The organism is Streptomyces sp. NPDC017448, from assembly GCF_044330565.1.
Classification (GTDB): Bacteria; Actinomycetota; Actinomycetes; order Streptomycetales; family Streptomycetaceae; genus Streptomyces.
In genome coordinates, this window is sequence record NZ_JBIRLM010000009.1 from 125064 (window position 1) to 151083 (window position 26020).

27 protein-coding genes, 1 tRNA gene and 1 riboswitch are annotated in these 26020 nt (G+C 71.9%); of the genes, 11 read left to right on the forward strand and 17 right to left on the reverse strand.

The annotated features are described in order from the left end of the window. Positions 1-43: 43 nt before the first annotated feature. The 3 genes from ACH4K1_RS17295 to ACH4K1_RS17305 all read right to left on the reverse strand — a co-directional run bounded on the left by ACH4K1_RS17295 (position 44) and on the right by ACH4K1_RS17305 (position 3021). Positions 44-1027, reverse strand: coding sequence for a TauD/TfdA family dioxygenase (locus ACH4K1_RS17295; RefSeq protein ID WP_398090154.1), 984 nt, complete (start codon positions 1025-1027; stop codon positions 44-46). Positions 1028-1473: 446 nt separating this feature from the next. After that, positions 1474-1980, reverse strand: a complete 507-nt coding sequence (locus tag ACH4K1_RS17300; RefSeq protein WP_398090257.1) for a hypothetical protein — start codon at positions 1978-1980, stop codon at positions 1474-1476. Positions 1981-2184: 204 nt separating this feature from the next. Next, positions 2185-3021, reverse strand: coding sequence for an alpha/beta fold hydrolase (locus tag ACH4K1_RS17305; RefSeq protein ID WP_398090155.1), 837 nt, complete (start codon positions 3019-3021; stop codon positions 2185-2187). Between the two features lie 300 nt (positions 3022-3321). On the opposite strand from ACH4K1_RS17305, the gene ACH4K1_RS17310 reads away from it, so the two are divergent. Beyond that, on the forward strand, positions 3322-3624 hold the full coding sequence (locus tag ACH4K1_RS17310; RefSeq protein WP_228991586.1) for a hypothetical protein: 303 nt from the start codon (positions 3322-3324) through the stop codon (positions 3622-3624). Positions 3625-3705: 81 nt separating this feature from the next. Here ACH4K1_RS17310 and ACH4K1_RS17315 read toward each other — a convergent pair whose 3' ends face one another. Continuing rightward, positions 3706-5382 (reverse strand): DUF445 family protein, encoded by a 1677-nt coding sequence (locus tag ACH4K1_RS17315; RefSeq protein ID WP_398090156.1) that lies wholly within the window; start codon positions 5380-5382, stop codon positions 3706-3708. Positions 5383-5479: 97 nt separating this feature from the next. Between ACH4K1_RS17315 and ACH4K1_RS17320 the strand changes: the two genes are divergently transcribed. Continuing rightward, positions 5480-6727 (forward strand): SGNH/GDSL hydrolase family protein, encoded by a 1248-nt coding sequence (locus ACH4K1_RS17320; protein WP_398090157.1) that lies wholly within the window; start codon positions 5480-5482, stop codon positions 6725-6727. 137 nt (positions 6728-6864) lie between these two features. Here the strand turns inward: ACH4K1_RS17320 and ACH4K1_RS17325 are convergent, their stop codons facing one another. The 4 genes from ACH4K1_RS17325 to ACH4K1_RS17340 all read right to left on the reverse strand — a co-directional run bounded on the left by ACH4K1_RS17325 (position 6865) and on the right by ACH4K1_RS17340 (position 10455). Next, on the reverse strand, positions 6865-7557 hold the full coding sequence (locus ACH4K1_RS17325) for a DUF1707 domain-containing protein (protein WP_398090258.1): 693 nt from the start codon (positions 7555-7557) through the stop codon (positions 6865-6867). Positions 7558-7674: 117 nt separating this feature from the next. Further along, on the reverse strand, positions 7675-8697 hold the full coding sequence (locus ACH4K1_RS17330; RefSeq protein WP_398090259.1) for an ATP-binding cassette domain-containing protein: 1023 nt from the start codon (positions 8695-8697) through the stop codon (positions 7675-7677). Between the two features lie 53 nt (positions 8698-8750). Beyond that, the gene (locus ACH4K1_RS17335; RefSeq protein ID WP_398090260.1) at positions 8751-9593 is read right to left on the reverse strand and encodes an ABC transporter permease; all 843 of its coding nucleotides are present in this window, start codon (positions 9591-9593) and stop codon (positions 8751-8753) included. 61 nt (positions 9594-9654) lie between these two features. Next, a complete protein-coding gene (locus ACH4K1_RS17340; RefSeq protein WP_398090158.1) occupies positions 9655-10455 on the reverse strand; it encodes an ABC transporter permease in 801 nt (266 codons plus the stop codon). A gap of 209 nt (positions 10456-10664) precedes the next feature. On the opposite strand from ACH4K1_RS17340, the gene ACH4K1_RS17345 reads away from it, so the two are divergent. Further along, entirely contained in the window at positions 10665-12992 is a 2328-nt protein-coding gene (locus ACH4K1_RS17345) for a transglycosylase domain-containing protein (RefSeq protein WP_398090159.1), read from the forward strand. A 71-nt stretch (positions 12993-13063) separates the two neighbouring features. Here ACH4K1_RS17345 and ACH4K1_RS17350 read toward each other — a convergent pair whose 3' ends face one another. The 3 genes from ACH4K1_RS17350 to ACH4K1_RS17360 form a co-directional block, all read right to left on the reverse strand. Further along, positions 13064-13384, reverse strand: coding sequence for a multidrug efflux SMR transporter (locus ACH4K1_RS17350; RefSeq protein ID WP_073766462.1), 321 nt, complete (start codon positions 13382-13384; stop codon positions 13064-13066). Between the two features lie 37 nt (positions 13385-13421). Beyond that, positions 13422-13484: riboswitch (guanidine-III (ykkC-III) riboswitch) on the reverse strand. Positions 13485-13600: 116 nt separating this feature from the next. Then, entirely contained in the window at positions 13601-13903 is a 303-nt protein-coding gene (locus ACH4K1_RS17355) for a co-chaperone GroES (protein WP_043974418.1), read from the reverse strand. 158 nt (positions 13904-14061) lie between these two features. Then, a complete protein-coding gene (locus tag ACH4K1_RS17360; protein WP_398090160.1) occupies positions 14062-14379 on the reverse strand; it encodes a DUF3618 domain-containing protein in 318 nt (105 codons plus the stop codon). A 143-nt stretch (positions 14380-14522) separates the two neighbouring features. Between ACH4K1_RS17360 and bcp the strand changes: the two genes are divergently transcribed. The 5 genes from bcp (at position 14523) to ACH4K1_RS17385 (ending at position 18372) form a co-directional block, all read left to right on the forward strand. Continuing rightward, positions 14523-14990 (forward strand): thioredoxin-dependent thiol peroxidase, encoded by a 468-nt coding sequence (gene bcp / locus ACH4K1_RS17365; RefSeq protein WP_398090161.1) that lies wholly within the window; start codon positions 14523-14525, stop codon positions 14988-14990. 169 nt (positions 14991-15159) lie between these two features. Beyond that, positions 15160-16656, forward strand: coding sequence for a glycine betaine/L-proline transporter ProP (gene proP / locus ACH4K1_RS17370; RefSeq protein ID WP_398090162.1), 1497 nt, complete (start codon positions 15160-15162; stop codon positions 16654-16656). 165 nt (positions 16657-16821) lie between these two features. Beyond that, the gene (locus tag ACH4K1_RS17375; RefSeq protein WP_398090163.1) at positions 16822-17451 is read left to right on the forward strand and encodes an HNH endonuclease; all 630 of its coding nucleotides are present in this window, start codon (positions 16822-16824) and stop codon (positions 17449-17451) included. Next, positions 17448-18284 carry an HNH endonuclease signature motif containing protein gene (locus ACH4K1_RS17380; protein WP_398090164.1) on the forward strand — a complete coding sequence of 279 codons (837 nt, stop codon included), beginning with the start codon at positions 17448-17450 and terminating at the stop codon, positions 18282-18284. Before ACH4K1_RS17375 ends, ACH4K1_RS17380 begins: the two co-directional genes overlap by 4 nt. 12 nt (positions 18285-18296) lie before the next feature. Continuing rightward, positions 18297-18372: transfer RNA gene (locus tag ACH4K1_RS17385), tRNA-Leu, on the forward strand. A 57-nt stretch (positions 18373-18429) separates the two neighbouring features. Here the strand turns inward: ACH4K1_RS17385 and rdgB are convergent. The 4 genes from rdgB to ACH4K1_RS17405 all read right to left on the reverse strand — a co-directional run bounded on the left by rdgB (position 18430) and on the right by ACH4K1_RS17405 (position 20800). After that, entirely contained in the window at positions 18430-19032 is a 603-nt protein-coding gene (rdgB, locus tag ACH4K1_RS17390; RefSeq protein ID WP_398090165.1) for an RdgB/HAM1 family non-canonical purine NTP pyrophosphatase, read from the reverse strand. Between the two features lie 144 nt (positions 19033-19176). Next, entirely contained in the window at positions 19177-19566 is a 390-nt protein-coding gene (locus tag ACH4K1_RS17395) for a hypothetical protein (RefSeq protein WP_398090166.1), read from the reverse strand. Positions 19567-19690: 124 nt separating this feature from the next. Next, complete coding sequence (rph, locus tag ACH4K1_RS17400; protein WP_228991598.1) at positions 19691-20428, reverse strand: ribonuclease PH; 738 nt, start codon at positions 20426-20428, stop codon at positions 19691-19693. Positions 20429-20566: 138 nt separating this feature from the next. After that, positions 20567-20800 (reverse strand): glucose PTS transporter subunit EIIB, encoded by a 234-nt coding sequence (locus ACH4K1_RS17405; RefSeq protein WP_010062050.1) that lies wholly within the window; start codon positions 20798-20800, stop codon positions 20567-20569. A gap of 220 nt (positions 20801-21020) precedes the next feature. On the opposite strand from ACH4K1_RS17405, the gene ACH4K1_RS17410 reads away from it, so the two are divergent. Both ACH4K1_RS17410 and ACH4K1_RS17415 read left to right on the forward strand, forming a co-directional pair. Beyond that, complete coding sequence (locus ACH4K1_RS17410; RefSeq protein WP_398090167.1) at positions 21021-22283, forward strand: PTS transporter subunit EIIC; 1263 nt, start codon at positions 21021-21023, stop codon at positions 22281-22283. A 284-nt stretch (positions 22284-22567) separates the two neighbouring features. Continuing rightward, complete coding sequence (locus ACH4K1_RS17415; protein WP_398090168.1) at positions 22568-23833, forward strand: PTS transporter subunit EIIC; 1266 nt, start codon at positions 22568-22570, stop codon at positions 23831-23833. Positions 23834-23940: 107 nt separating this feature from the next. Here the strand turns inward: ACH4K1_RS17415 and ACH4K1_RS17420 are convergent, their stop codons facing one another. Both ACH4K1_RS17420 and ACH4K1_RS17425 read right to left on the reverse strand, forming a co-directional pair. Next, positions 23941-24438 (reverse strand): GNAT family N-acetyltransferase, encoded by a 498-nt coding sequence (locus tag ACH4K1_RS17420; protein WP_398090169.1) that lies wholly within the window; start codon positions 24436-24438, stop codon positions 23941-23943. 42 nt (positions 24439-24480) lie between these two features. Continuing rightward, positions 24481-25233 (reverse strand): MBL fold metallo-hydrolase, encoded by a 753-nt coding sequence (locus ACH4K1_RS17425; RefSeq protein ID WP_398090170.1) that lies wholly within the window; start codon positions 25231-25233, stop codon positions 24481-24483. Positions 25234-25722: 489 nt separating this feature from the next. On the opposite strand from ACH4K1_RS17425, the gene ACH4K1_RS17430 reads away from it, so the two are divergent. Further along, on the forward strand, positions 25723-26013 hold the full coding sequence (locus tag ACH4K1_RS17430) for a type II toxin-antitoxin system PemK/MazF family toxin (RefSeq protein ID WP_398090171.1): 291 nt from the start codon (positions 25723-25725) through the stop codon (positions 26011-26013). Positions 26014-26020: the final 7 nt, after the last annotated feature.

Genomic DNA, 26020 nt, shown 5'->3' on the forward strand with positions numbered 1-26020 from the left:
ACGTGGCCCCGGCTCCCGGGGCCGGGTTCTCGCCGCCGCCGGGTCAGACGACCCCGCGGATCTCCGTCATCGCGGGCAGCACGCGCGGGTGCCGCATCATGCGCTGCGCCCAGAGCGGGGCGCCGCGCAGCGAGTAGAAGCGGCGCAGCCAGCGGTCCTGGCCGTCGTAGCGGGGGGTGAACGCGGTGCGGCCGTGCACCACGACGTGGTTGTCGAGGACGACGAGGTCGCCCGGCGCGAGCACCAGGTCGCGGCAGACCTGCTCCAGGGCCGAGGACAGGGCCCGCAGCGCGGCCCGCGCCCGCGGATCGTCGACCTGCGTGTTGTGCGAGTTGAAGCGCATGAGCGGGCGGTCCGCCGGGCCGAAGATCACCGGGTGGGGGCCGGCCGAGGGGCGGGGCCCCGGGATGTTCCGGGCGAAGGAGGTCGGGTACAGGCTGTGGAACTGCGGCTTCCGCAGCTCCGCCACCTCGTCCTCGGTCAGCAGGGGCAGCGCGTCGCGCACGGAGGAGACGCGGGTGGCGGCGGTCTGCTCGTGGTCCTGGCGCAGGCAGAGCAGGCCGAGGTAGTCGGGGCGGAGCGGGTGGTGCACGTTCTCGGTGTGGAAGTCGAACGCGACCGACCCGCTGTTCTCGATCCGGGTCTCCTCGCCGTGCACGGGGTGCACGTCGTGGAAGAGCGCGCCCGCTTTCTCGTCCTGGTACCCGGTGAGCGAACCGAGGAGGTCCGCCACCAGCATCAGGGTGCCGTTGGTCGGATGGCCGTCGAGAATGTGGGCCTCGTGTGCCCGGGGGGTCTTGGGCAGTTCGCCGACAGGGATTCCGCGCAGGAGGCAGAATCCCTGGGATTCCACGTCCGCGCCGAAGTCGAGGATCGTTTTGCGCATTCCCTCGGGGAGATCCAGGAGGAGTCCCGAAAGAACGATGGGAATCGAGTCGGATAAATGCGCGGCAAGCGAGGACAGCTCGCTCAGCTTCTCCGCCTCCGGCTCGCTTAATCGGTATGCGTTCAGAGCCTGGGCAGCCATTCTCATGATTCTCACCGATTTCCACGTGCAGGATTGGCTATTACGCCGGGAAACGTATCCCGGGCGGAATCTTTCCGTCAACAATCGATTTCGGACAGTGACCCGTCGCGTTAACGGGTCGGGCATACGCGGCACATATCGCCTGTCAGACAATTCATGGCATGTACCGCATATCGGCCCACCGGGTAAGGGGCGCAGCCTCGCTCGCCCCTTCCCGTTCACCGGCGTGAGCTGCCCCTATGTCCCCAGATGACGGGCAGATGAACAGCGCGCACAGCCGTTCCGGGCCCTGCCGGGGCAGGTGTCCGGGCAACCGCGGGGGTCCCCCGGTACCGGTTTCCCGCCACCCGGACCGGAAGAAGCGGCGATGGTGAAACGTGTGAAGGCGGTCACACGGCACCCGGAACGGGCCTCGGGCCGTCCACAACGAGCCGCGGGCCGGGGCGTCAGCGGTAGTCGTCGGGGTGGTCCTGCATCCAGGTGTTGATGCCGTCCCGCGTGCCGACGATCGTGGAGAAGTGCTTCTCCAGGTGCGCCTCGGACCGGTCGTCGCCCAAGGTCGCGAAAAGGGCCTTCATATCGGCGAGCGGCTGGGAGAAATGGCCGGGGCCCTTGGCGTCCGCCCGCATCGACTCGTCCAGCTCGGCGAGTTCCCGGGTGACCCGCCCGAGGAAGTAGGCGCAGTCCCCCGCACCCGGTGTACAGGTGTCGCCGAGGGTCGCCTGGAGCGTCGCGAAGGCGTCCCGGACCCGCGCGGGTCCGGGTGAAGCCGCGGTGGCGGCCTCCTGCGCCGGCGCCTCCCGCTCCGCGTTCCCCTCCGCGCCCCGCGCGCGGTCCGCAGCCGGGTCCGCCGACGTACTCGGGACGTCCGCACCGGGGCCGCCGCCGCTCGACGTCTGGGTGCACGACACCAGCGCGGCGACCGCGGCCGCGGCAAGTACCCCGGCACGCAGCCCTGTTCGGGCCGGGCGGCGGGCGTCGCCACGGCGGACGGCGGCAGTGCCCGTACGGACGCCGTCCGCGCACGCCGCGTTCGCGCAGAAAGCGCTCCTCCAAGCGGCATGCGTACAGGAAGCGCTCGTAGCGGCGATGTTACGGAACAGCATGGGGCCCCCTCGTCGGAAGGACGAGACCTTACACGCCCCTGCGACGCGTCCTCACGCGAGGAACGCGGCCATCTCCCGGTACAGCGCTGCCGTGTCGTCCAAGTGGACGTCGTGGCCCGCCCCCGGAACCACGGCGATCCGCGTCGCGGGGTGCAGGGACCGCATCCGGTCCGCCTCGTCCGGCTTCATCGCACCGTTCCCGCCCCGTACCACCAGGACCGGGCAGCGCACCCGGTCCCAGTCGCCCCAGAAGTGCCGTCGCGCGTTCTCCTGGACGGTGGCCACCATCACGTCGCGGTCGGCCCGGGGGTGCAGACCGCCGGGGCCCGGCACGAGGCCGGCGGCCCAGGCCCGGCCCGCCGGACCGCCGCCGAAGAACGCCTCGGCCGTCGCCACGTCCGGGAACGGGACCGGCCAGGAGTCGAGCCAGGCGCCGATCTGTTCCGGCAGCCGGGGGCTCGGACCCGCCGGGCCGGCCTCGACCAGGACCAGCGCCCGGCACACCTCCGGGTGCGCGGCCGCCGCCAGCAGCGCGGTGAGGCCGCCCATCGACTGCCCGGCCAGCACCGTCTCCTCCCCGGCCAGACCGAACCGGCGCGCGACCGCGAGGACGTCGCGCACCTGCGCCGCCCGCGACACGTCCCCGGGACGGCGGGTGCTCTCCCCGCTGCCGCGCGCGTCGAAGGCGATCACCCGGTGCGTGGCGGCGAACCGGGCCGCCAGCGCGTCCCACTCGCCGCGGTGGCCGGCCAGCCCGTGCAGCAGGAGCAGCGGCGGGCCGTCGCCGCCGTGATCGGTGCAGACGAGACGTACGGGACCGGCGGAGCCGCCTGCGGCTCCGCCCTCCGTTCCGCTCTCCTCGACCGTCACCGTGATCGTCGTCCCCACCCCGTCTCCCCTTCCCTCCCCCTCACCGTCGTGCGGCCGTCCCGCCCGCCGGTCGCACCGCCCCGCACGCCGAGGGCTGTTCCGTGCCCCGGGAGGACCGGCGCATGACGCCGGACGCGGTGCGTCGCGAGGAGGGTACGTCTGCATACTGGAGGGGTTCAGGCGTTCCGACAACGCGGCGAGGCTCCGCGGCAGGCGTCGTGCGCCCGCCGGGGACGACGGGACGGCTCCTGGCTCCGGGAGCCCTACGGTCCCGACGGCCCGGTTCACGGAAAGCGACGGAAGGCGAGGGTGGCGGCGATGGCGAAGGTTCCGGCGGCGGCGGTGGCGGCGAGCGGGCTCATCGGGGGGTACGGCGTCGCCCGGTGGACGGGGAAGCGACCGCTCGGCGGTGTGGCGCTCGCGGCGGCCGGCTCCCTCGCCGCGTACGAGTGGAACCGCCAGGCCGGGCCCCGGGCCGCCGCCGGGCTGACCGCCGCCTACCTCGCGGCCTTCGCCGGATCGCACCCGCTCGCGAAGAGGACCGGTGCGTGGCCCGCCGTGTTCGCCGTGGCGAGCGGCATGGCCGCCGCCTCCTGGGCCGTCACCCGCCGGGCCGACTGACGCCCGCCGGGACGGCCGGAGCACGTCGGGACGGCCGGAGCACCTCGGGAAGGCGGGGCGGCCCGCCGCCCGGCTGGGCCCTCACCCGCCCAGGGCGTGGGACACCGTGTAGATCGCCAGCCCCGCCAGCGCGCCGACCACCGTGCCGTTGATCCGGATGAACTGGAGATCGCGGCCGATGTGCGCCTCGATCTTCTTCGACGTCTGGTCCGCGTCCCAGCTCGCGACCGTGTCGCTGATCAGGGAGGTGATCTCCGCGCGGTACGTCGTCACCACGTACACCGCCGCGTCCTCCAGCCAGCCGTCCACCTTGCCCTGGAGCCGTTCGTCGTCCGCCAGCCGCGCGCCCAGCGACATCAGCGACGCGCGGGCCCGCAGCCGCAGTTCGCTGCGCTCGTCCTCCGCCGCCGACAGGATCATCGTGCGGACGGACGACCAGGCCGAGGCGATGACGTCCTGGACCTCGCCCCGGCCCAGGACCTCCGACTTCAGGCGCTCCACCCGGGCCCGGGTGTCGGCGTCGTGCTGGAGGTCCGCCGCGAAGTCGTTCAGGAAGGTGTCGATGGAGCCGCGCGCCGGGTGCTCGGGCATGTCCCGCATCTCCGTGACGAACCGCAGCAGCTCCTTGTAGACCCGCTCCCCCACCCGCTTGTCCACGAACCTCGGGGTCCAGCCGGGCGCCCCGCCCTGCACCGCGTTCATCACGGAGTCGCCGTGCTCCACCAGCCAGTCGTGCGCCCGTACGCAGACGAGGTCGACGACCTTGCGGTGGCCGCCGTCCGTCACGACCTTCTCCAGCATCGCGCCGAGCCCCGGCCCGACCTCGACCGCGTTCGCCCGCCGGGTGATGGCCTCGCCCACGACCGCCTGCACATCGGAGTCCCGAAGGACCGTCAGCGCGCCGCGCAGGGCCGTCGCCAGTTCAGCGGTGACCCGGTCGGCGTGCGCGGGCTCCGCGAGCCACACGCCGAGCCTCCGGCCGACCCCCAGGGCGTGAATTCGGTCACGAATGACCTCTCCGGAGAGAAAGTTCTCGCCAACGAAGGAACCGAGGGACTGTCCCAGCTGATCCTTCTTGGTGGGGATGATGGCCGTGTGCGGGATGGGCAGGCCGAGCGGGTGCCGGAAGAGCGCCGTCACGGCGAACCAGTCCGCCAGCGCGCCCACCATCCCCGCCTCGGCAGCCGCCGCGACGTAGCCCGGCCAGCCCCCCACGCCTGAGTTCTTCGCCCAGGTGGCCAGGACGTAGACGAGCGCGACGAGCAGAAGGAGGCCGGTGGCCGTGAGTTTCATGCGCCGTACGCCGCGCTGCTTCTCCTCGTCGGCAGAGGTGTACGCGAACGAGGCCAGCGGCCCCGCGCCGCGCGGCGACGCCCCGGGCCCCTCGGACCCCCGCCCGAACCCGCCGGGCCCCGGCACGGACCCTTTACGCCCCGACCCCGACCCCGCTCCCGGGCCGGGGCCCTCACTCCGCGCCTCCCGGCCGGGCTCCCGGCCCGGCTCCGGTTCCGGCGCTCCCGGCTCCCCCCGGCCCGGCGAACGCTCCCCCGCGCGCGCGGGGGAACTCTCCGCCGGGCGGTCCGGCGGACTCCCCGGCACGTGCTCCGACGGCTCCTGCGACCGCTCCGCGTCCTGCACCGCGCCCTCGACCTCGTTCCCGGCCTCGTTGTCGTGCCCGCCCTGTCCCTGCCCGCCGGAACCGGTCCGTTCCATCCGCTCCACCCGTCCGCGTACGCCTCGCCCCCGTGCCGTACGCATTGTCCCTACCTCCCCTACTCCCGGGCCGCACGTCGAGTTCCCGACGGCCTGTCGCATCATGGGACCAGCACGACCATCACAAGGAGAACCACCGCACATGCCCAGGCGCCAGGGGTATGCCCTGCTCATCGCCCTCGTGGCGGGCACCGCCGCGCTCGCCGCCGCCGTCGCCTTCGGTACGACGCTGCTCTCCGGCCCGCGCTCCACCCCGCTCCCGCCCACCGAGACCCAGGCGGCGGCCCGCAATCCGGTCGCCCCCGCCACCTCGGGCGGCGCCTGGGTCGCCACCTGGACCTCTCCACCCGTGCGCGCCGAACCGGGCACCGGGAACGGATTCCCCGGACGCACCATCCGTAACGTCGTGCACACCAGCATCGGCGGGGACGTCGCCCGCATCACCCTGTCGAACCTCTTCGGCACCACTCCCCTGGTGGTGGATCAGGCCACCGTCAACACACGGCCGGTGACCTTCAAGGGCGCCGCGACCGTCACCGTTGCCGCCGGCGGACGGGTCGTCAGCGACCCGGTCGTGGTCCCCGTCGCGCCCGACTCCGACCTCCAGGTCAGCTTCCGCACCCCGAAGGCGGGCGGGCCGGTCACCTACCACCCCAACACCCACCAGACCTCGTACCTGATCGACGAGCGCGGCACCTTCCCCACCACCCACTGGCGCTACCTCACCGCCGTGGACGTCCGCAGCGAGCGGACGCACGGCGCGATCGTCGCCCTCGGGGACTCGCTGACCGCCGGGAGCGGCTCCACCACCGACGCCAACGCCCGCTGGACCGACGTCCTCGCCGACCGGCTGGGCGGCCGGTACGGGGTCGCCAACGCGGGCATCGCGGGCAACCGGATCGTCGGCATCGGCCGCGGCACCGGGGGCCAGTCGGCCACCGACCGGCTCGACCGCGACGCCCTGTCGGTCGCCGGGGCCCGGACGGTCGTCATCGCCCTCGGCATCAACGACGTACAGCAGTCCCCCCAGGAGACCGACCCGCAGCGCATCGTGGACAGCCTGCGCGCCCTCACCGAGCGGGCGCACGCCCGCGGGCTCACGGTGATCGGCGCGACGCTGACGCCGTTCGAGGGCTTCGCCAGCTGGACCCCCCAGCGCAACGCCGTCCGGCTGGCGGTCAACGAGCAGATCCGGGCGGGGGCGGTCTTCGACGCGTACGTGGACTTCGACGCGGCCGTACGCGACCCCGCCGCGCCGAACCGCATCCTTCCCGCGTACGACTCCGGCGACCACCTGCACTTCAACGACGACGGGTACCGGGCCATGGGCGACCGGGTGGACCTGGAGGTGCTGGACCGGGCCCGGACGCCGCGCACCGACGAGCTGTGAGGCGCCGCGCCGGGCGCGGGGCGCCGGGGAGGCGGTGCCCCGGGGGCCCGGCGGACCGGGAACCCGGAGGCCCGGCGGACCGGTAGACGCGGTTCGGACCGTGCGTCCCGGCCCCCCGGCCCGGCCCCGCACCGCCCTCAGAGCTCCTTGCGGAGGCCGCCCTCCGGGCCCTGGCGGCGGCGTGACTCCAGCTCCGCCTCCCGCGCCGCCTCCCGTCGGCGGCGCTCCGCCTTCGTCCGCTTGCGGTCCACCCCGACCCCGCCCATCAGGGCGAAGCCGGTGATCCGCACGTGCGGGGAGCCGGGGGCGATCTCGCCCTCCTCGCTGGAGCCCTCGCCGAAGCCGCCCATGATGCCGACGCCCCGGACCTCGACGTTCAGCTCCGGCGGCGCGGTCACATGGATGCCGCCCATGATCGTGAAGCAGCGGATCACGATCTCGCGGTCCTCGAAGTGCGCCTCGCGCAGGTCGATCTCGCCGCCGCCCCACATCGCGAACGCGGTGAACAGCCGGCCCACCGTCCAGCGGCCCTTCCGGTGGAACCCGCCCCACAGGGCGAACGCCCCCTTCGAGGTGGCGTTCCCGCCGATCCGCGCGGGCCAGTCCGCCGCCGAGCCCCGCAGCGGGGCGGGGGCGGACGAGCCCACCGGGGCGACGGCCGAACCCGGCACCGGAAGGTCCTGGACCAGCGGCTCCAACTCCCCGTGCGTACGCGCCTTGTAGGCCCGTTCGAGGCGCTGGTCGAACTCGTCCATATCCAGTCGGCCCTCGGCCACGGCCTCGCGCAGCAGTTCCGCGATCCGCTCGCGCTCGGTATCGGAGGCGCGCATGTCCGGACGTTCACTTGTCATACCGCGCAGCCTATTGAACGCACCCGTTCCGAACACAGGCTTACCGGACCGCGCCCCGCCCGCGCCGCCCCCGGAAGGGGCCCTTCCGCCCGCCCCTCACGGCGCCGACGCGTACATCCTCGCGATCACGGCCTCGATGTCCGGTTCCCGCACCGACAGGTCGACCAGCGGGTACTCCGCGGCGATCCGCGCCACCAGCGGGGCCGCCGACGCGGCGGCGGGGAACGCCAACCACTGGCGCACGCCCTCCACCTTGACGACGCGCACGGGGGGCCGGCCCCCCGCCCCCTCCGACTCCAGCCGGATCGGCGGGAGTTCGCGCTCCAGGTCCACCACGAGCATGCGCTCGCTCTCCCCCACCTCGTGGAGACCGGCCAGCGAACCGTCGTACATCAGGCGCCCGTGGTCGATCACCATGACCCGGTTGCACAACTGCTCGATGTCGGTGAGGTCGTGGGTCGTCAGCAGGACCGTCGTCCCCCGCTCGGCGTTCAGGTCCTTGAGGAACTGCCGCACCCTGGTCTTGGAGACCACGTCCAGGCCGATCGTCGGCTCGTCCAGGTACAGCACCTCGGGGTCGTGCAGCAGCGCCGCCGCGATGTCGCCGCGCATCCGCTGCCCCAGCGAGAGCTGTCGTACCGGCACCTCCAACAGCTCGCCCAGGTCGAGGAGTTCGACGCACCGGTCCAGGTTCTCCCGGTAACGGCCGTCGGGGATGCGGTACATGCGGTGCATGAGCCGGTACGAGTCGCGCAGCGGCAGGTCCCACCAGAGCGTCGTCCGCTGGCCGAACACCACCCCGATCCGGTGCGCCAGCCGGGTGCGCTCCCGGGAGGGGTCGATGCCGGCGACGCGCAACCGGCCGCCGCTCGGGGTGAGGATGCCCGTCAGCATCTTGATCGTGGTCGACTTCCCGGCGCCGTTCGGACCGATGTACCCGACCATCTCGCCCCGCGCGACCCGGAAGCTGATCCCGTCCACGGCCCGCACCTCGCGGCGCTCGGCGCGCAGCAGCCCCGTGCGGCGGCGGACCCGGAAGACCTTCTCGACGCCGTCGAGGGCGATGAACCCGTCGCCGCCCGCGCCCTCCCCCTCGTCCCGCTCCTCCCGCGCCACCACGCCCGCCACGTCCGACTCCCTCTCGCCCACGTCCCTCTCCCTCTCCGCTTCCCTCAACTGCCCGTGCTCCGGTAGGCCCGCAGCCCCGCCCGCCACGCGAGGCCCGCCAGCACCCAGCAGCCGGCCGCCACCGCCGGGGGCAGGAACACCACCCACTGCGGCAGGTCGAGCGGATACTCCCGGCCCAGCACGTACAGCGCCGGCAGCCAGCTGACGAAGGCCAGCGGCACCACGAACGTCACCCCGCGCACGAGGTCCTTCGCGAAGACCGTGGGCGGGTACTGGAGCAGCGTCGTCCCGCCGTACGTGAAGGAGTTCTGCACCTCCGAGGCGTCCTGCGCGACAAACTGGAACGCCGCCCCCAGCACGAAGACCGCCCCGAAGATCGCGGCCCCGCTCACCAGCGTCATCGGCAGCATCAGCACCTTCAGCGGCGTCCACGCGATGTCCAGCGCGACGAGCGCGTAGCCGAGCACCAGCAGCCCCTGGGTGATCCGCCCGAGCCGGCGCAGCGCGAACCGGTCCGCCGCGACCTGCGCCAGCACCGGGACCGGCCGCACCAGCAGGGTGTCCAGCGTCCCGTCCCGCACCCGGCGGCCCACCCGGTCCATCGACCCCAGCAGCAGGTCGCAGAGGCCGAACGCGGTGGCCGACAGCCCGTACAGCAGGGCGATCTCCGGCAGGCTGTAGCCGCCCAGCGCGTCGACGTGCGAGAACATCAGCAGGATCGTCACGAAGTCGAAGGCCGTCACCGCGAAGTCCCCGAACACCGTCATGGCGAACGAGGCCCGGTAGGCCATCGTGGAGCGCACCCACATGGCCGTGATCAGCCCGTACGCCCGTACGCCCTCCAGCAGCCGGCGCCGCTCCGGGAACGGGAAAGCCTCGGCCGCCACCGCCGGCGCCCGGTCCCCGCCCGCCGCGACCGTACCCGGCCCGTCCGCCCGTGCCGCGTCCTCAGCCACCCTGCACCACCACCCTCCTGGTCGCCGCTCCCTGCACCAGCCGGCCCGCCAGCAGCAGCACCACCGCCCAGCCGCCCTGGAACGCGTACGCCTCCACCAGCCCCCACCCCGTGTGCTTGCCGAGGAACACATCGGCCGGGACCTGGAGCAGCGACGACCACGGCAGCGCCCGCGCCACCTCGCCCAGCAGCCCGGGGAAGAGGTTCAGCGGGAGCAGCATCCCGGAGAAGAACAGCCCGGCCAGCGACACGATCCGCATCGCGCCCGCCCCGTCCATCAGCCAGAACGCCGACAGCGCGACCAGGTAGCGCACCGCGAAGCCGACCACCACGCCCAGGAACACCGACAGGAGGAACGCGAGCCAGGTCCACGGCGAGGCGGGGAGCGCCAGGTCGAAGGCGAGCGCCCCCAGGAGCATCGGCACGACGCCCCGGCCCAGCAGGTGGAACGCCGCCCGCCCCAGGTCCCCCGCCAGCCACCACAGCTGGAGGTCGACGGGGCGGTACAGATCGACCGCGATGTCCCCCGTACGGATGCGCTCGACCAGTTCGTCCTCGAAACCGCCGCCCATCATGGCGCAGGCCATCAGCAGGGCCTGCCCGAGCCAGACGTAGGTCAGCGCCTGGGAGGTGTCGTACCCGCCGAGCTGCGGGCGCGCGTCCCAGAGGGCGGTGTAGGTGTACGCCACGATGAAGCCGAAGACCGTATTGGTGAACACTCCCGCGGCCGTGGCCGTCCGATAGGTGGCGTAGCGCCGGAACCCGCCCGCCGCCACCACCGCGTAGAGCCGCACCCCGTCCCCTCTCCCCCGCCGCCACCGGCCCCCGGCGCCAAAGCGTCCGATCCTAGTGCGGGGCGCCGGTCGCCGCGACCGGATATCGGGCGGCCGGGCGGGCGACCCTTCGGGGCGGCGGAGGAGGGAACGAAACGTCGCTAACCGAAGATTTCATGGCGAAACGGGCAGTATGGGAGCACTGACCACGCCCGAGGAGCCCCACCGACATGAGCGACGAGTCACAGCACTGGGCCCCCCGCGACCCCTCGGGCGCGGCGGCCCCACCGGGGGACGCGTCCGGCAGGCCGCCCGGCAGGAAGGGCGGGGGCGGGAAGAAGGCGCGGCCCCGCCGCACCGGCTGGCGGCGCGCCGTTCCGACCTGGCGGACGGCCCTCGGCACCCTTCTGGGCCTGGCCCTGCTCGTGGGCGCCGGGATCTTCGCCGCCTACCGGCTCGTCGACATCCCGGCCGCCAACGCCGCCGCCACCGCCCAGTCCAACGTCTACCTCTACAACGACGGCACCGTCATCGCCCGCGACGGCGACGTGAACCGGGAGAAGGTCAAGCTCTCCCAGGTCCCCGCGACCGTCCAGCACGCGGTGCTCGCCGCCGAGGACCGGGACTTCTACTCCGACCGCGCCGTGGACGTGAAGGCGATGGTCCGCGCCGGCTGGAACACCGTGACCGGCAAGGGCAAGCAGGGCGGCTCGACCATCACCCAGCAGTACGTGAAGAACTACTACCTCGGCCAGGAACGCACCCTCCTGCGCAAGGCCAAGGAGTTCATCATCGCGATCAAGCTCAACCGCGAGAAGACCAAGGACCAGATCTTCGAGGGCTACCTCAACACCAGCTACTTCGGGCGCAACGCGTACGGCGTCCAGGCCGCCGCCCAGGCGTACTACGGCAAGAACGTCGAGGACCTCACCACCGCCGAAGGCGCGTACCTCGCCGCCCTCCTCAACGCCCCCAGCGCCTACGACGTCGTCGCCCACCCCGACAACGAGCCCGCCGCCCGGCACCGCTGGAACTACGTCCTGGACGGCATGGTCAAGGAGGGCCGGCTCACCCCCGCCGAACGGGCGGACACCCGCTTCCCCACCCCCGGCGAGGCCAAGCCCCCCACCGGCCTCTCCGGCCAGCGCGGCTACATCGTGCAGGCCGTCGAGGACTACCTGGACCAGCGCGGCATCCTCGACGGGAAGACCCTCGCCACCGGCGGCTACCGCATCACCACCACCCTCGACAAGGCCAAGCAGGACGCCTTCGTCGAGGCCGTCGACGCCCACGTGACGTCGAGGACCAGCACCGACCGCGAGGCCGACCGCAACGTCCGCGTCGGCGGGGCCTCGATCGTCCCCGAGACCGGCGAGGTCGTCGCCCTCTACGGCGGCATCGACTACACCAAGCAGTACGTCAGCAACGCCACCCGGCGCGACTACCAGGTCGGCTCCATCTTCAAGCCGTTCGTCCTCACCTCCGCCGTCGTCAACGGCTCCACCACCCAGGACGGCCGGCGCATCACCCCGAACACCGTCTACGACGGCACCAACAAACGCGCGGTCGTCGGCCCCCTCGGCGCCACCGACTACGCCCCCGCCAACGAGGACGACACCGACTACGGCTCCATCACCGTGCGGGCCGCCACCGACAAGTCCGTCAACGCCGTCTACGCGCAGATGGCGCAGGACGTCGGCCCCGCCAAGGTCCGCGCCACCGCCGTCGCCCTCGGCGTCCCCGCCGACACCCCGGACCTCACCGCATCCCCCTCCATCGCCCTCGGCACCGCCAACGCCAGCGTCCTCGACATGACCGAGGCGTACGCCACCCTCGCCGACCACGGGCGGCACGGCCGGCACGTCCTCGTCGACAAGGTCACCAAGGACGGCGCGGAGATCGACCTGCCCGCCCGCACGACCACCCGGGCCGTCCCCCGCGAAGCCGCCGACACCACCACCGCCGTCCTGCGCGGGGTCATCGAGGGCGGCACCGGCGCAGCGGCCCGGGCGGTGGGCCGGCCCGCCGCCGGCAAGACCGGCACCGCCGAGGAGGACCGGGCCGCCTGGTTCGCCGGGTACGCCCCCGACCTCGCGACCGTCGTCGCCGTGATGGGCCAGAACCCGGACACCGGCGCCCAGACCCCGCTGTACGGAGCCCTCGGCCTGCCCCGCGTCAACGGGGGCGGCCCCCCGGCCGAGACCTGGGCCGCCTACACGCAGGCGGCGCTCCGCTCCACCCCCGCCCAGGAGTTCGACCTGCGGCCCGCCCCCGGCTCCGCCGAGGACGAGGCCCCGCTCGACGAGGACTCCGACGGCTCCCCGGACCCGTCCTCCTCCTCGGAGCCCAGCTCCGACCCCTCCGGCACGGCGCCGGACGACCCGCCCGGCAGCACCCCGCCGCCACCCGGCACGGAGACCGGCGGAAACACCCCCGGCGGAACCGGCGACGGCACGGACGAGGGCGGTGGGGAAGGAGACGGCGGGGCAGAGGGCGGCCGCAGCACGGGGGGCGGCACGACGGGCGAGGGCGCCCCCGGCGCCCCGTCCCCCGGCTGACGGCCCCGGCTGCCGGTCCCCACCCGCGGACCGGCCGACACGGGGAACCGGCCGTCACGGCGGACCGGCCCTCAGTGGCCGGACGTCGCCTTCAGACCGACCACGGCCACCAGCAGCAGACAGACGAAGAAGATCCGGGCGGCGGTCACCGGCTCGTTCAGCACGACCATCCCCAGGATCGCCGCCCCCGCCGCCCCGATACCGACCCACACGCCGTACGCCGTACCGATCGGCAGCGACTTCGCCGCCTGGGAGAGCAACACCATGCTCGCCACGATCCCCAGACCGGTGAACACGCTCGGCCACAGCCGGGTGAACCCCTCGGTGTACTTCATCCCGATCGACCAGCCCACTTCGAGCAGACCGGCGACGATCAACAGAACCCACGCCATGACAGGCACCTCCGACGAGAACCACGCGGACAGAACGGGTGCGTCGTCTTTGCCAACCCGGTACGGCGCGTCTCGTCGGGTGGCCCCACCGTAGCAAAAAACAGCGAAAGGGCCTGGTGACAGCGGTCACCAGGCCCTTTCGGCCGAGACGCCCGAAACAACCGGGGCGGCCGGGACGGCCGAAACAGCCGGGGCGGCCGCCCCGGCCGGCGCCGACTACAGATACAGCCCGGTCGAATCCACCGAACCCTCGAACCGGTCGGCGGCCACCGCGTGCAGATCGCGCTCCCGCATCAGTACGTACGCCACCCCCCGCACCTCGACCTCGGCACGGTCCTCCGGGTCGTACAGCACCCGGTCGCCGGGCTCCACCGTCCGCACGTTCTGCCCGACCGCGACGACCACCGCCCAGGCCAGCCGCCGTCCCACCGCGGCCGTCGCCGGGATCAGGATGCCGCCGCCGGAGCGCCGCTCACCCTCCGCCGTGTCGTTCCGCACCAGCACCCGGTCGTGCAGCATCCGGATGGGCAGCTTGTCGTCGTGCGGGGTTCCGCGGGTGTTCTCGCTCACGCCCGCAACCTACCTGCCGCGCCCCGGACCGCACGCCTCCGGGTGCGCCCCGGCACGGCACACCCCGAAGACCCGGCCGGTCCGCGGCGCCTCCGCCGGCCCCCCACTCACTTCCCGCGACGCTTCGACACGGTGATCAGCCCCACCACGCCCACCACCAGCAGCGCCGCGGGAACCACGCGCTCCAACCGCGGGGAGCCGTCCTCCGCGACGAACTGCGCCTTCACCTCCGACACCGAACGGTTCACCGCGACGAAGGCGCGGCCGGCCGTCCGGTCCACGGACTGGGCCGCCTTCGCCTTGGCGTCTGTGATGATCGTCTTCGGGTGTACGCGCACCCCGATCTCGTCGAGCACCACAGCGAGCCGCTTGCGCCTGCTGATGATGTCCGCCTCGATCTGCGCAGGGGTCCTGGCATCCGACACTGCGCCGCCTCCGTGGTCGTCGTCCGGTAAACCTTCGTCTGGATCCTTCATCGACAGTCTGTCAGCTCGAACGCCCGCACACCCGGCGGCACCCCTATTACCCTCGGTCCCGTCCGACCCGCGCACCACCCGAGGAGAACCAGATGAGCGAGCGACTGAAGCCCGGCGACCCCGCTCCCGCCTTCACCCTTCCCGACGCCGACGGCAACCAGGTCTCGCTCGCGGACCACCAGGGCCGCAAGGTCATCGTCTACTTCTACCCGGCCGCTCTTACCCCCGGATGCACCAAGCAGGCCTGCGACTTCACCGACAACCTCGACGTCCTGGCCGCCGCCGGGTACGACGTCATCGGCCTCTCCCCCGACAAGCCGGAGAAGCTCGCCAAGTTCCGCGACGCGGAGAACCTCAAGGTCACCCTGGTGGGCGACCCGTCCAAAGAAACTTTGGAGGCGTACGGCGCCTTCGGCGAGAAGAAGCTCTACGGCAAAGTGGTGACGGGCGTGATCCGCTCCACGGTCGTCGTCGACGAGGACGGCAAGGTCGAGCACGCGTTCTACAACGTGAAGGCGACCGGCCACGTGGCCAAGATCATCAGGGACCTCGGCATCTGACCGCACCCGGAACCCCTCCCGCCCGCACACGGTCTCGACACCCTCTCCGGCCCGGAGAACCCGTCGAGATCGTGTGAGGGAGATCCCATCGCCCCCCGAAGTCGGTTTGCGACCGCCATCTCCGCGCAGAAGCCTTTCCTGGAACACACTCCGAGGAAAGGACCCGGCCATGGCGGCCTCCGACCCCCACCAGGCGGCCGACCCCGAAGCGGTCAAACGCCACCCCACCCTCTTCCGGGCCATCCGGAAACGGCGGAACCCCCCGCTGCGCCGGACGGACATCACGGTCACGGACGACGCCGCGGTCAAGCGGGCCGTGAAAGCGGCCTCCCTCGGCAACGCCATGGAGTGGTTCGACTTCGGCATCTACTCCTACCTCGCCGTCACCATCGGGCACGTGTTCTTCCCCTCCGGAAACGACACCACCCAACTCCTCTCCTCCTTCGCGACCTTCGCGGTGGCCTTCCTGGTACGACCGCTGGGCGGCATGTTCTTCGGCCCCATGGGCGACAAGCTCGGCCGCAAGAAGGTCCTCGCGCTGACGATGATCCTGATGGCGATCGGCACGTTCGCCATCGGCCTGATCCCCTCGCACGACACGATCGGCGTCTGGGCCGCGGTCCTCCTGATCTTCTTCCGCATGCTCCAGGGCTTCTCGACGGGCGGTGAGTACGGCGGCGCCTCGACGTTCATCGCCGAGTACGCCCCCGACAAGCGCCGCGGCTTCTTCGGCAGCTTCCTGGAGTTCGGCACCCTGGCCGGCTACGTCGGCGCGGCGGGCCTCGTCACGGCCCTGTACGCCCTGCTGACCGACGCGCAGATGGAATCCTGGGGGTGGAGGATCCCGTTCCTCGTCGCGGGCCCGCTGGGCCTGGTCGGCCTCTACCTGCGGCTGAAGCTGGACGAGACCCCGGCCTTCCAGAAGCTGGAGGGCGGCATCGCGCACGCGTCGGAGGCGGCGGACGGCGTCGAGACCACGGCCAAGGGCGACCTCGCCAAGATCTTCCGGCAGTACTGGCCGACGCTGATCCTCTGCATCTGCCTGGTCGGCGCGTACAACATCACCGACTACATGCTGCTGTCGTACATGCCGACGTACCTCTCCGACGAGCTGGGCTACAGCGAGACCCACGGGCTGCTGATCCTGCTGGCGGTGATGGTGTTCCTGATGCTGATCATCAGCCAGGTCGGCAAGCTCTCCGACCGCTTCGGCCGCAAGCCGCTGCTGATGACCGGCATGCTGGGCTTCCTCTTCCTCTCCCTCCCCGCGTTCCTCCTCATCCGGATCGACGGCATCCTCCCCATCACGGTCGGCATGCTGATGCTGGGCCTCTCCCTGGTCTGCATGCTCGGCACGATGTCGGCGGCGCTCCCGGCCCTCTTCCCCACCCACGTGCGCTACGGGTCCCTGTCGGTCGGCTACAACCTCTCCGCGTCGATCTTCGGCGGCACCACCCCGCTGGTGATCACGGCCCTGATCAGCTGGAGCGGCTCCAACCTGATGCCGGCGTACTACGCGATGGCGGCGGCCCTGATCGGCGTGATCGCGGTGGCCTGCATGAAGGAGACCGCCCAGCAGCCGCTGATCGGCTCCCCGCCGTCGGTGGAGACGGACGAGGAGGCCGCGGAACTGGTGCAGGCGCAGTCACCGGACCCGAAGTTCTGACCCCCCGCCTCCCCTTCCTCGGAGGAACGGTCCGCCCCGCTCGTCCTGAGCGGGGCGGACCGTTCCGCTTGATCGCCGTATGTCGGGCGTGACGGTCCGATAACCGGTTCGTTACTCCGTACGAGGCCGCGAACGCATGCGCGGCGGGGACCGGAGGGGACGGAGATGGTTCGCTACACGCGCGAGCTGCTGGAGGAAGCGGCGCGCATGACCACGAACGCCACCGATGCGGTCCTGTGGTGCGGCGGGAAGCCGACACCGGGAAGCCGGAGCTATCTGCGCAAGAAGATGGCGGAGGCGGGTGTGGACATCACGCACTTCGCCAACACGCGCGTACGCCACACGGAAGAGAAGCTGCGCGTCCTGGTCGCACGCTCCACCAGCGTCGCCGACGTCGTAAGGGGGTTGGGCATCAGCCCGGTGGGCGGTAACCACGCCCACATCAGCCGTCGCCTCACCGCTCTGCGCATCGACACGTCGCACTTCACCGCGGTGCCGTCCGGCGAACGACGGACCACACGCCCGGCCGGAGACCGCCTGACTCTCCGTACGCCTGCGGACGGCAGGCTCTCCGGCGTCCGGCTCCGCAGAGAGCTCGTCCGGCGAGGAGTCGAGGACGAATGCGCTGAATGCGGCAACACCGGTGAGTGGCTGGGGCAACCGCTCCGGCTCGAAGTGGACCACGTCAACGGCGACTGGTGGGACGACCGTCCGGAGAACCTGCGCCTCCTCTGTCCCAACTGCCACGCGGCGACCGATACCTATCGGGGCCGCAAGCACAGGAGCCCGGCGTGAGCACCACCTACCCCCGGGAGCTGCTGGCACGGGCGGCCTCGGAATCGAGCAGCCTCGTCGATCTCCTGCGCCGTCTCGGCGCCCCTTCGGGCAGCCGGACGCTGCGATACGTACGACAGCGGCTCGCGCACTACGGAGTCGACACCTCCCACTTCGTGGAGGAAGACCTCCCGCCGCGAAAGCGGTGCGCCTACCCGCGTGAACTCCTCGCCGAAGCCGCCTCGCGCTCGCGGAGCATCCGGGAGATGTTCACGTACATGGGCCTTCCGCCGACCGACAGCCCCTACGGCTACCTGCGCGCGAGAATGGACCGGCTCGGCATCGACACGTCCCACTTCACCAGTGGCCGCCGGTACGGAACGGCCTCGACTCCGCGCGCCGAGCTCTCACGGGCGGTCGCCGCATCCCACAGTCTGGCCGGTGTCCTGAGAGCTCTGGGACTGAGCGACAAGAACAACGCCGCTCGCGCCCGGGTGAAGCGGGACATCGAAGCCTACGGCTTGTCAGTGGACCACTTCACCGGGCAGGGGCACAGCCGCGGAACGCGCTCACCGAACCGCATGTCCGCGACGGAGGTACTCCGTCGTCTGGACTCCGGAGCCTCTCGGACGAAGACGGATCGATTACGACGGGCCCTGGACGAGGTCGGGGTTCCTCAGGTCTGCGTGAAGTGCGGCACCGGAGACACCTGGCGAGGCAGACGACTCGTCCTGGAGATCGACCACATCAACGGCGACCGGCTCGACAACCGCCGGGAGAACCTCCGTTACCTGTGTCCCTCATGCCACAGCCAGACACGGACGTTCGCGAATCGCCGCGGCCTCGCACAGTAGAGTGGGGCACGCGGGTCCGTACCCCAGCTGGCCAAGAGGGCGCCGGTTTAGGTCCGGTGTGTCGTGGGTTCGAGTCCCACCGGGCCCACAGGTGCAGGGCGGCTGCGACCTTCGTTCCGAAGGTCGCAGCCGCCCTGTCTCACTCTCAGCCCACCAGCTCCCGCACCACCGGCGCCAGCGCCCGGAACGCCTTGCCGCGGTGGCTGATCGCGTTCTTCTCGGCCGGGGTCAGCTCCGCGCAGGTGCGCGTCTCACCCTCGGGCTGGAGGATCGGGTCGTACCCGAAGCCGTGGGCGCCGGACGGGGCGTGGCGGAGGATGCCGTTCAGGCGGCCCTCGACCACGCGTTCCGTGCCGTCCGGGAGGGCCAGGGCGGCGGCGCAGGCGAAGTACGCGCCCCGGTGGGGGGTGTCGATGTCGCCGAGCTGGGCCAGGAGCAGGTTCAGGTTGGCCTCGTCGTCTCCGTGGGCGCCGGACCAGCGGGCCGAGAAGATGCCGGGGGCGCCGCCGAGGACGTCCACGCACAGGCCGGAGTCGTCGGCGACGGCGGGGTGGCCGGTGGCGCGGGCCAGGGCGTGGGCCTTGAGGAGCGCGTTCTCGGCGAAGGTGACGCCGGTCTCCTTGACATCGGGGATGTCGGGGTACGCGTCCGCGCCGACGAGGTCGAGGTCGAGCCCCGCGTCGGCGAGGATGGCGTGGAGTTCGGTGATTTTCCCGGCGTTGCGGGTGGCGAGGATCAGGCGCTTCATGGGGCGATTATCGCCGGACCGCCGCTGCGGCCGGCCCGGCCCCCGCCCGGCCCCCGGCCCGTACGGGCCTCTTCCGTACCGGCTCCCGTCCGCCCTCGTGCCGGTACGGTCCTCCGCCCGCGCCGCTCCGGGGGGACCGGGGGGCTAGGGGCTGCAGACCTTGCCGATCTCCTTGGCCGCCTCCGTCACCGGCGTGACGTCGGGGGTGGCGTCGCCGGCCTCGATGGACGTGCGGACCTCCGTGACGCCCGTCTGGAGGTCGTCGACGGCCTTGGAGAGGTCGGCGTTGTCCGTGGTGTCGCCGAGCTTCTTCAGCTCGCGGTCGATCTCGTCCAGGGACTCGGACGCCTGGGTGATGTCCTCGGAGGCGGTGGAGACGGCCTGCTGGAGGTTGCCGACGCTGGTGGCGATGGCGTCGGCGGTGCGGACGCAGTCGAGCGCCTTGTCGAGGCCGGCGCAGCCCGCGGCGGTGGTCAGCGTCAGCAGGGCGGCGGCGGTGGCGAGTGCGGTGCGTCGGTGGCGGCGCGGAGCCATGATGCGGTCCCTCCCCGGGGGGTCGGTACGTGGACGGACGCACGGTTCGACCCGTGCGCCCGTGCCCGTAACGACGCTCTGCGGTGCGTGTTCGGTTGCTTCTTCACCCGGGTGGGGTGGGTCGCTACGCGTCGCGCGTGGTCGCGAGCGCGTCGCGCTGGAGCGCGGCGAGGTCGACGCAGCCCGCGGTGGCGAGGTCGAGGAGCGCGCCGAGCTCCCTGCGGTCGAAGGGCGCGCCCTCGGCGGTGCCCTGGACTTCGACGAAGCGGCCGTCGCCGGTGCAGACGACGTTCATGTCGGTCTCGGCGCGGACGTCCTCCTCGTAGCAGAGGTCGAGCAGGGGGGTGCCGTCGACGATGCCGACGCTGATGGCGGCGACGGTGTCGGTGAGCGGCTTGCGGCCGGCCTTGACGATCTTCTTGCCCTGGGCCCAGGCGACGGCGTCGGCGAGGGCGACGTAGGCGCCGGTGATGGCGGCGGTGCGGGTGCCCCCGTCGGCCTGGAGGACGTCGCAGTCCAGGACGACGGTGTTCTCGCCGAGGGCCTTGTAGTCGATGACGGCGCGCAGGGAGCGGCCGATCAGCCGGCTGATCTCGTGGGTGCGGCCGCCGATCTTGCCGCGTACGGCTTCGCGGTCGCCGCGGGTGTTGGTGGAGCGGGGCAGCATGGCGTACTCGGCGGTGACCCAGCCCTCGCCGCTGCCCTTGCGCCAGCGGGGGACGCCTTCGGTGACGGAGGCGGTGCAGAGGACTCTGGTGTCGCCGAAGGAGATGAGGACGGAGCCTTCGGCGTGCTTGCTCCAGTTCCGTTCGATGGTGACGGGGCGGAGCTGGTCGGGGGTGCGGCCGTCGATGCGAGACATGGGGCCGACTTTATCCGCTGGCGGGGGTGGCTCCGTTCGGGTGCGTCGGTCCGCTCTCCCGGGTGAGGGTGCGGCGCGGGCCCCGTCCTCCGGGGTGGGAGGGCGGGGCCCGTGAAGGTCCGGCGGGGGGTCAGCCGGTCACATCATGTCTTCGATGTCGGCGGCGATCGGGTCGGCGTCGGTGCCGATGACGACCTGGATCGCGGTGCCCATCTTGACGACGCCGTGGGCGCCGGCGGCCTTGAGGGCGGCTTCGTCGACCTTGCTGGGGTCGTGGACCTCGGTGCGGAGGCGGGTGATGCAGCCTTCGATCTCGTCGATGTTGTCGATGCCGCCGAGTCCGGCGACGATCTTCTCAGCCTTGGTGGCCATGTCCTTCTCCCTGTTTCACGCGCAGACGGCCGCCCGCTGCGGGTCCGTTTCGTCACGGTAACGCACGGTTGGCCCAACTTCACGGGCAGGTAACCGGATGATCCCGAAAGATAACGATCACCGGCGCCCTGCCTTCCGGTACGGACTCCGGGCCGTGACGCAACTGGTCTACACCAGTTTGCAACGACCGCCAAACGTGAAGTGTTCCGGGAGGACGCCCATGAGTTCGAGCGCCGCCGCGGCTGCCCCGCGGAAGAAATGGTGGAACGGACCGGTCCAGGGCCTGCAGAAGGTCGGGCGGAGCCTCCAGCTCCCGGTGGCCGTCCTCCCCGCCGCCGGCCTGCTCGTCAGCCTCGGCAACCTCTTCGGCTCCTATCTGCACGGCGACTTCTGGGACAAGACGTCCAAGGTCCTGCTCAACGGCGGCGGCGCGATCCTCGACGGCGAGCTGGGCCTGCCCCTGCTGTTCTGCATCGGCGTGGCCATCGGGTTCGCGAAGAAGGCGGACGGCTCCACCGCGCTGGCGGCCGTCGTCGGCTTCCTGGTCTACCGGGGGGTGCTGACGGCCTTCCCGATCGACGGCTCGGTGACCGCCGAACTTCCGGACGGCGAACCGCAGAACCCGGGCGTGCTGGGCGGCATCCTGATCGGCCTGCTGACCGCCGTCGTGTGGCAGCGCTACCACCGGACCAAGCTGGTCGACTGGCTCGGCTTCTTCAACGGCCGGCGGCTGGTGCCGATCCTGATGGCGTTCCTCTGCGTGATCCTCGGTGTTCTGTTCGGGCTGCTGTGGCAGCCGGTGGGCGACGGGCTGACCTGGTTCTCCAAGCAGCTGATCGATCTCGGCTCGTGGGGCGCGGCGATCTTCGGCTTCGCCAACCGGCTGCTGATCCCGATCGGCATGCACCAGTTCCTGAACACGTTCTTCTGGTTCCAGGCGGGCGAGTTCACCGGGGCGAACGGCCAGACGGTGCAGGGCGACATCTCCCGGTTCTTCGCGCAGGACCCGTCGGCGGGCCAGTTCACCTCGGGCTTCTTCCCGATCATGATGTTCGGTCTGCCCGCCGCCGCGCTGGCCATCACGCACTGCGCGCGGCCCGAGCGGCGCAAGGAGGTGGCGGGGCTGATGGTGTCGGTGGCGCTGACCTCGTTCGTCACCGGGGTGACCGAGCCGCTGGAGTTCTCGTTCATGTTCGTCGCGCCGCTGCTGTACGGCGTGCACGCGGTGCTCACCGGGGCGTCGATGGGCATCACCTGGCTGCTGGGGGTGCACGCGGGGTTCAGCTTCTCGGCCGGGCTGATCGACTACGTCGTCAACTGGCATCTGGACACGAAACCGTGGCTGATCATCCCGATCGGGCTGGGCTTCGCCGTCGTGTACTACGTGATCTTCCGCTTCGCGATCACCAAGTTCGACCTCAAGACGCCGGGGCGCGAACCGGAGGAGATCGAGAAGGAGATGGAGAAGGACCTGACGAAGTAGCGTCGGATCGCAGGACGGCGGGGCTCCGGCCCCGCCGCGCAGGGCTCGGCGAGGGCCCCCGGACCACCTGGTCCGGGGGCCCTCGCCATGTCACCGAACGTGCCGCGTCTGCTACTGCGAATCAAGGAGGGAATCGAAGGTTCCTTATCTAACCCTCACCGTGCTAAAACTGGTCTACACCACTGAGTGGTCCAGACCACGGCTGTCTGCCGCCGTCTGTCGAGCCGTCGCCGCCTCCCCTCATCAACGACCCGGGCGGCACCGTGTCCCCCTGGAGGAAGTTGATGACCACGGCTGAGACCGCACCCGCGGCCGAGAAGAAGAAGGGCGCCGGCGCGATGGCCGTCATGCAGCGCATCGGCCGCAGCCTCATGCTGCCGGTCGCCGTGCTGCCGGCCGCCGCGCTCCTGGTCCGTCTCGGCGCCGACGACATGCTGGGCCGCCCGTCGTTCCCGACCTTCGTCACCAAGCTCGCCGGCTACATGGCCGCGGGCGGCAACGCGCTCCTCGACAACATGGCGCTGCTGTTCGCCGTCGGCATCGCGATCGGCTACGCGAAGAAGTCGGACGGCTCCACCGCCCTCGCGGCCGTCACCGGCTACCTGGTCTTCAAGAACGTGCTGGCCACCTTCACGGACCCGAACCTGGCCAAGGTCGCCAAGGTCGTCGACGGCAAGATCGTCATGACCGAGGCGCCGGTGGACGCCAAGGTCCTCGGCGGTGTCGTGATGGGCCTCGTGGTGGCCCTGCTCTACCAGAAGTTCTACCGGACCAAGCTGCCCGACTGGGCGGGCTTCTTCAGCGGCCGCCGCCTGGTCCCGATCCTCTCCGCCCTCGCGGGTCTGGTCATCGGTATCGTCTTCGGTCTGATCTGGCCGGTCCTCGGTTCCGGTCTGCACAACTTCGGTGAGTGGCTGGTCGGTTCCGGCGCGGTCGGCGCGGGCATCTTCGGTGTCGCCAACCGCGCGCTGATCCCGGTCGGCATGCACCACCTGCTGAACTCCTTCCCGTGGTTCCAGGCGGGCGAGTACAACGGCAAGAACGGCGACATCGCCCGCTTCCTGGAGGGCGACCCGAGCGCCGGGCAGTTCATGACCGGCTTCTTCCCGATCATGATGTTCGCCCTTCCGGCGGCCTGCCTCGCGATCGTCCACTGCGCCCGTCCGGAGCGCCGCAAGGTCGTCGGCGGCATGATGTTCTCCCTCGCGCTGACCTCGTTCGTCACCGGTGTGACCGAGCCGATCGAGTTCACGTTCATGTTCGTCGCCCCGGTGCTGTACGCGATCCACGCGGTGCTGACCGGTGTGTCGATGGCCCTGACCTGGGCGCTCGGCATGAAGGACGGCTTCGGGTTCTCGGCCGGTCTGGTCGACTTCCTGCTGAACCTGGGCATCGCGTCGAAGCCGTGGCTGCTGGTCCTGGTCGGCCTCTGCTTCGCCGCCGTCTACTACGTGGTCTTCCGCTTCGCGATCACCAAGTTCAACCTGCCGACCCCGGGCCGGGAGTCGGACGAGGAGCTGGCCGAGCTCCGGAAGGCCGAGGCGAAGTAGCCTCCGCCCTCCGCCGGTACGCCGGAGCCCCCGTTCCCGAGGACCTCGCTCGGGAACGGGGGCTCCGGCGTTTCCCCGCGCGTGCGCCTCCCCCGCGCACGGTCGCCTCACCCCTGCCGTGCGGGTACGTCGAGGCGGTAGAGCTGGCGGGAGCCGCCCTCCGGTCCCGGGCCGGCCGGCTCGCCGGGGCGGAAGCCGAGCCGCTCGTAGAAGAGGCGGGCCCCGCTCTCCACGGCCCCCGGGTGGTCGGGGCCGAAGGTGATCACCTCGACGGTGCCGGGCCCGGTGACGTACCGCCGCAGCGCCTCCGCCATCAGCAGCCGGCCCACGCCGGCGCCCCTGAGGTGTGCGGAGGTGACGAGCCAGTGCACGTGGTAGGTCGGCGGTTCCGGCCCGAAGAGCAGGCCGCCCGACAGGCCGGGGGCCACGGCTGTCGCGGGCCCGGCGGCCTCGGCCACCAGGGCCGCCCCGTCACGGATGTGGGCGCGTACCGCCCGGTGGAAACCCGGCTCGCGGACCATCGGCCCGAACCAGTGCTCGACCTGGGAGGCCAGGGCCAGGAAGCCGTCGAGGTCGGCTTCCCGGGCGGCTCTGATCGTGGTCATCCCGGCAGTCTCCCAGGACGGCTCCGCGTCGTCAGCCGGGTTTCAGAGCTCGTACACCGCGCCCGGGACGGCGAGTTCCACCGGGCCCGGGTAGACCGCGCGGGCGTCGGCGGCGTTGCGCTCGGCGTCCGTCCACGGCGGGATGTGGGTGAGGACGAGCCGGCGTGCCCCGGCGCGGGCCGCGGCCTCGCCGGCCTCGCGGCCGTTGAGGTGCAGGTCGGGGATGTCTTCCTTGCCGTCGACGAACGACGCCTCGCAGAGGAAGAGGTCGGTGTCCCGGGCCAGCTCCTCCAGCGCGTCGCAGGCGCCGGTGTCGCCGGAGTAGGCGAGGGAGGAGCCGCCGTGCTCGACCCGGATGCCGAAGGTGTCGACGGGGTGGCGGAGCTTCTCCGTACGGACCGCGAAGGGGCCGATCTCGAAGGCGCCCGGCTTGAGGGTGTGGAAGTCGAAGACCTCGCTCATCGCCCGGTCGGAGGGGGTGTCGCCGTGGGCCGCGGTCAGCCGCTGCTCGGTGCCCTCGGGGCCGTAGACCGGGAGGGGGCGGGGGCGTCCGCCGCCGTGCGGGTAGTAGCGCACGACGAAATAGGCGCACATGTCGATGCAGTGGTCGGCGTGCAGGTGGCTGAGGAAGATCGCGTCGAGGTCGTAGAGGCCGACGTGGCGCTGCAGCTCGCCGAGGGCGCCGTTGCCCATGTCGAGGAGCAGCCGGAAGCCGTCGGCCTCTACGAGGTAGCTCGAGCATGCCGACCCCTGGGAGGGGAACGAGCCGGAGCAGCCGACGACGGTGAGCTTCATGGAGCGTGAACCTCCGGGGCGCGGGAACGGGGAGGGTTCGTGCGATTCCGCCGGAGTTTCGTGGAATTCCTGCGGGACTGTTTCTGCGGTTCGTCGAGCGTAAGGCGCGAAACTCCGCGTCGCTCCTCCGCTGCCCGCCGTTGTGGGGGAACTCACCTGCTCTGTCACCGGTTCGATGGAAGCGCGTCCACCGCGGGGCCCGGCGCGCCCGTTCGGGTGTGCGTGTCCCGGTCGCCGGTACGGTCGGGGGATGAACACGTTCTGGTGGGCGGCGCTGGTCGCCGTGGTCCTGCTCGCGCTCGTGGCCGCGGTGGTGGACGGGCGGGGGCGCTCGGACCGGGGGCCGCGTTCGCGCCGGCCCGGGCGGTCGGCGGGGGCGGCCCGCACCCGGCCGCCGTCGCGTCCGTCGCGGCCTTCGTCCCGGCCGGGGGTCCGGCGGACCGCGGGGACGGGCGTACGCCGAGGGCGGGCGAGGTGTGGTGGGCCGACGTGCCGTACGAGGACGGGCCGGGGTCGAAGGACCGGCCGTGCCTGGTGCTCTCGGTACGGGGGCGGGGGCGGGGCGCTTCGGCGCTGGTCGCGAAGATCACCAGTCGGCATCACGAGGAGCGGCCCGGGGTGATCGCGCTGCCCGCGGGGACGGTCGGGGACCGGCAGGGGCGGCAGAGCTTCCTGGAGACGGACGAGTTGCGCGAGGTGCGGCTCGCCGCGTTCCGGCGGCGGGCGGGCGCGGTGGACGCGGAGCTGTGGGAGCGGGTGCGGGGGCTGGGCGCGGAGTGAGGGGCGG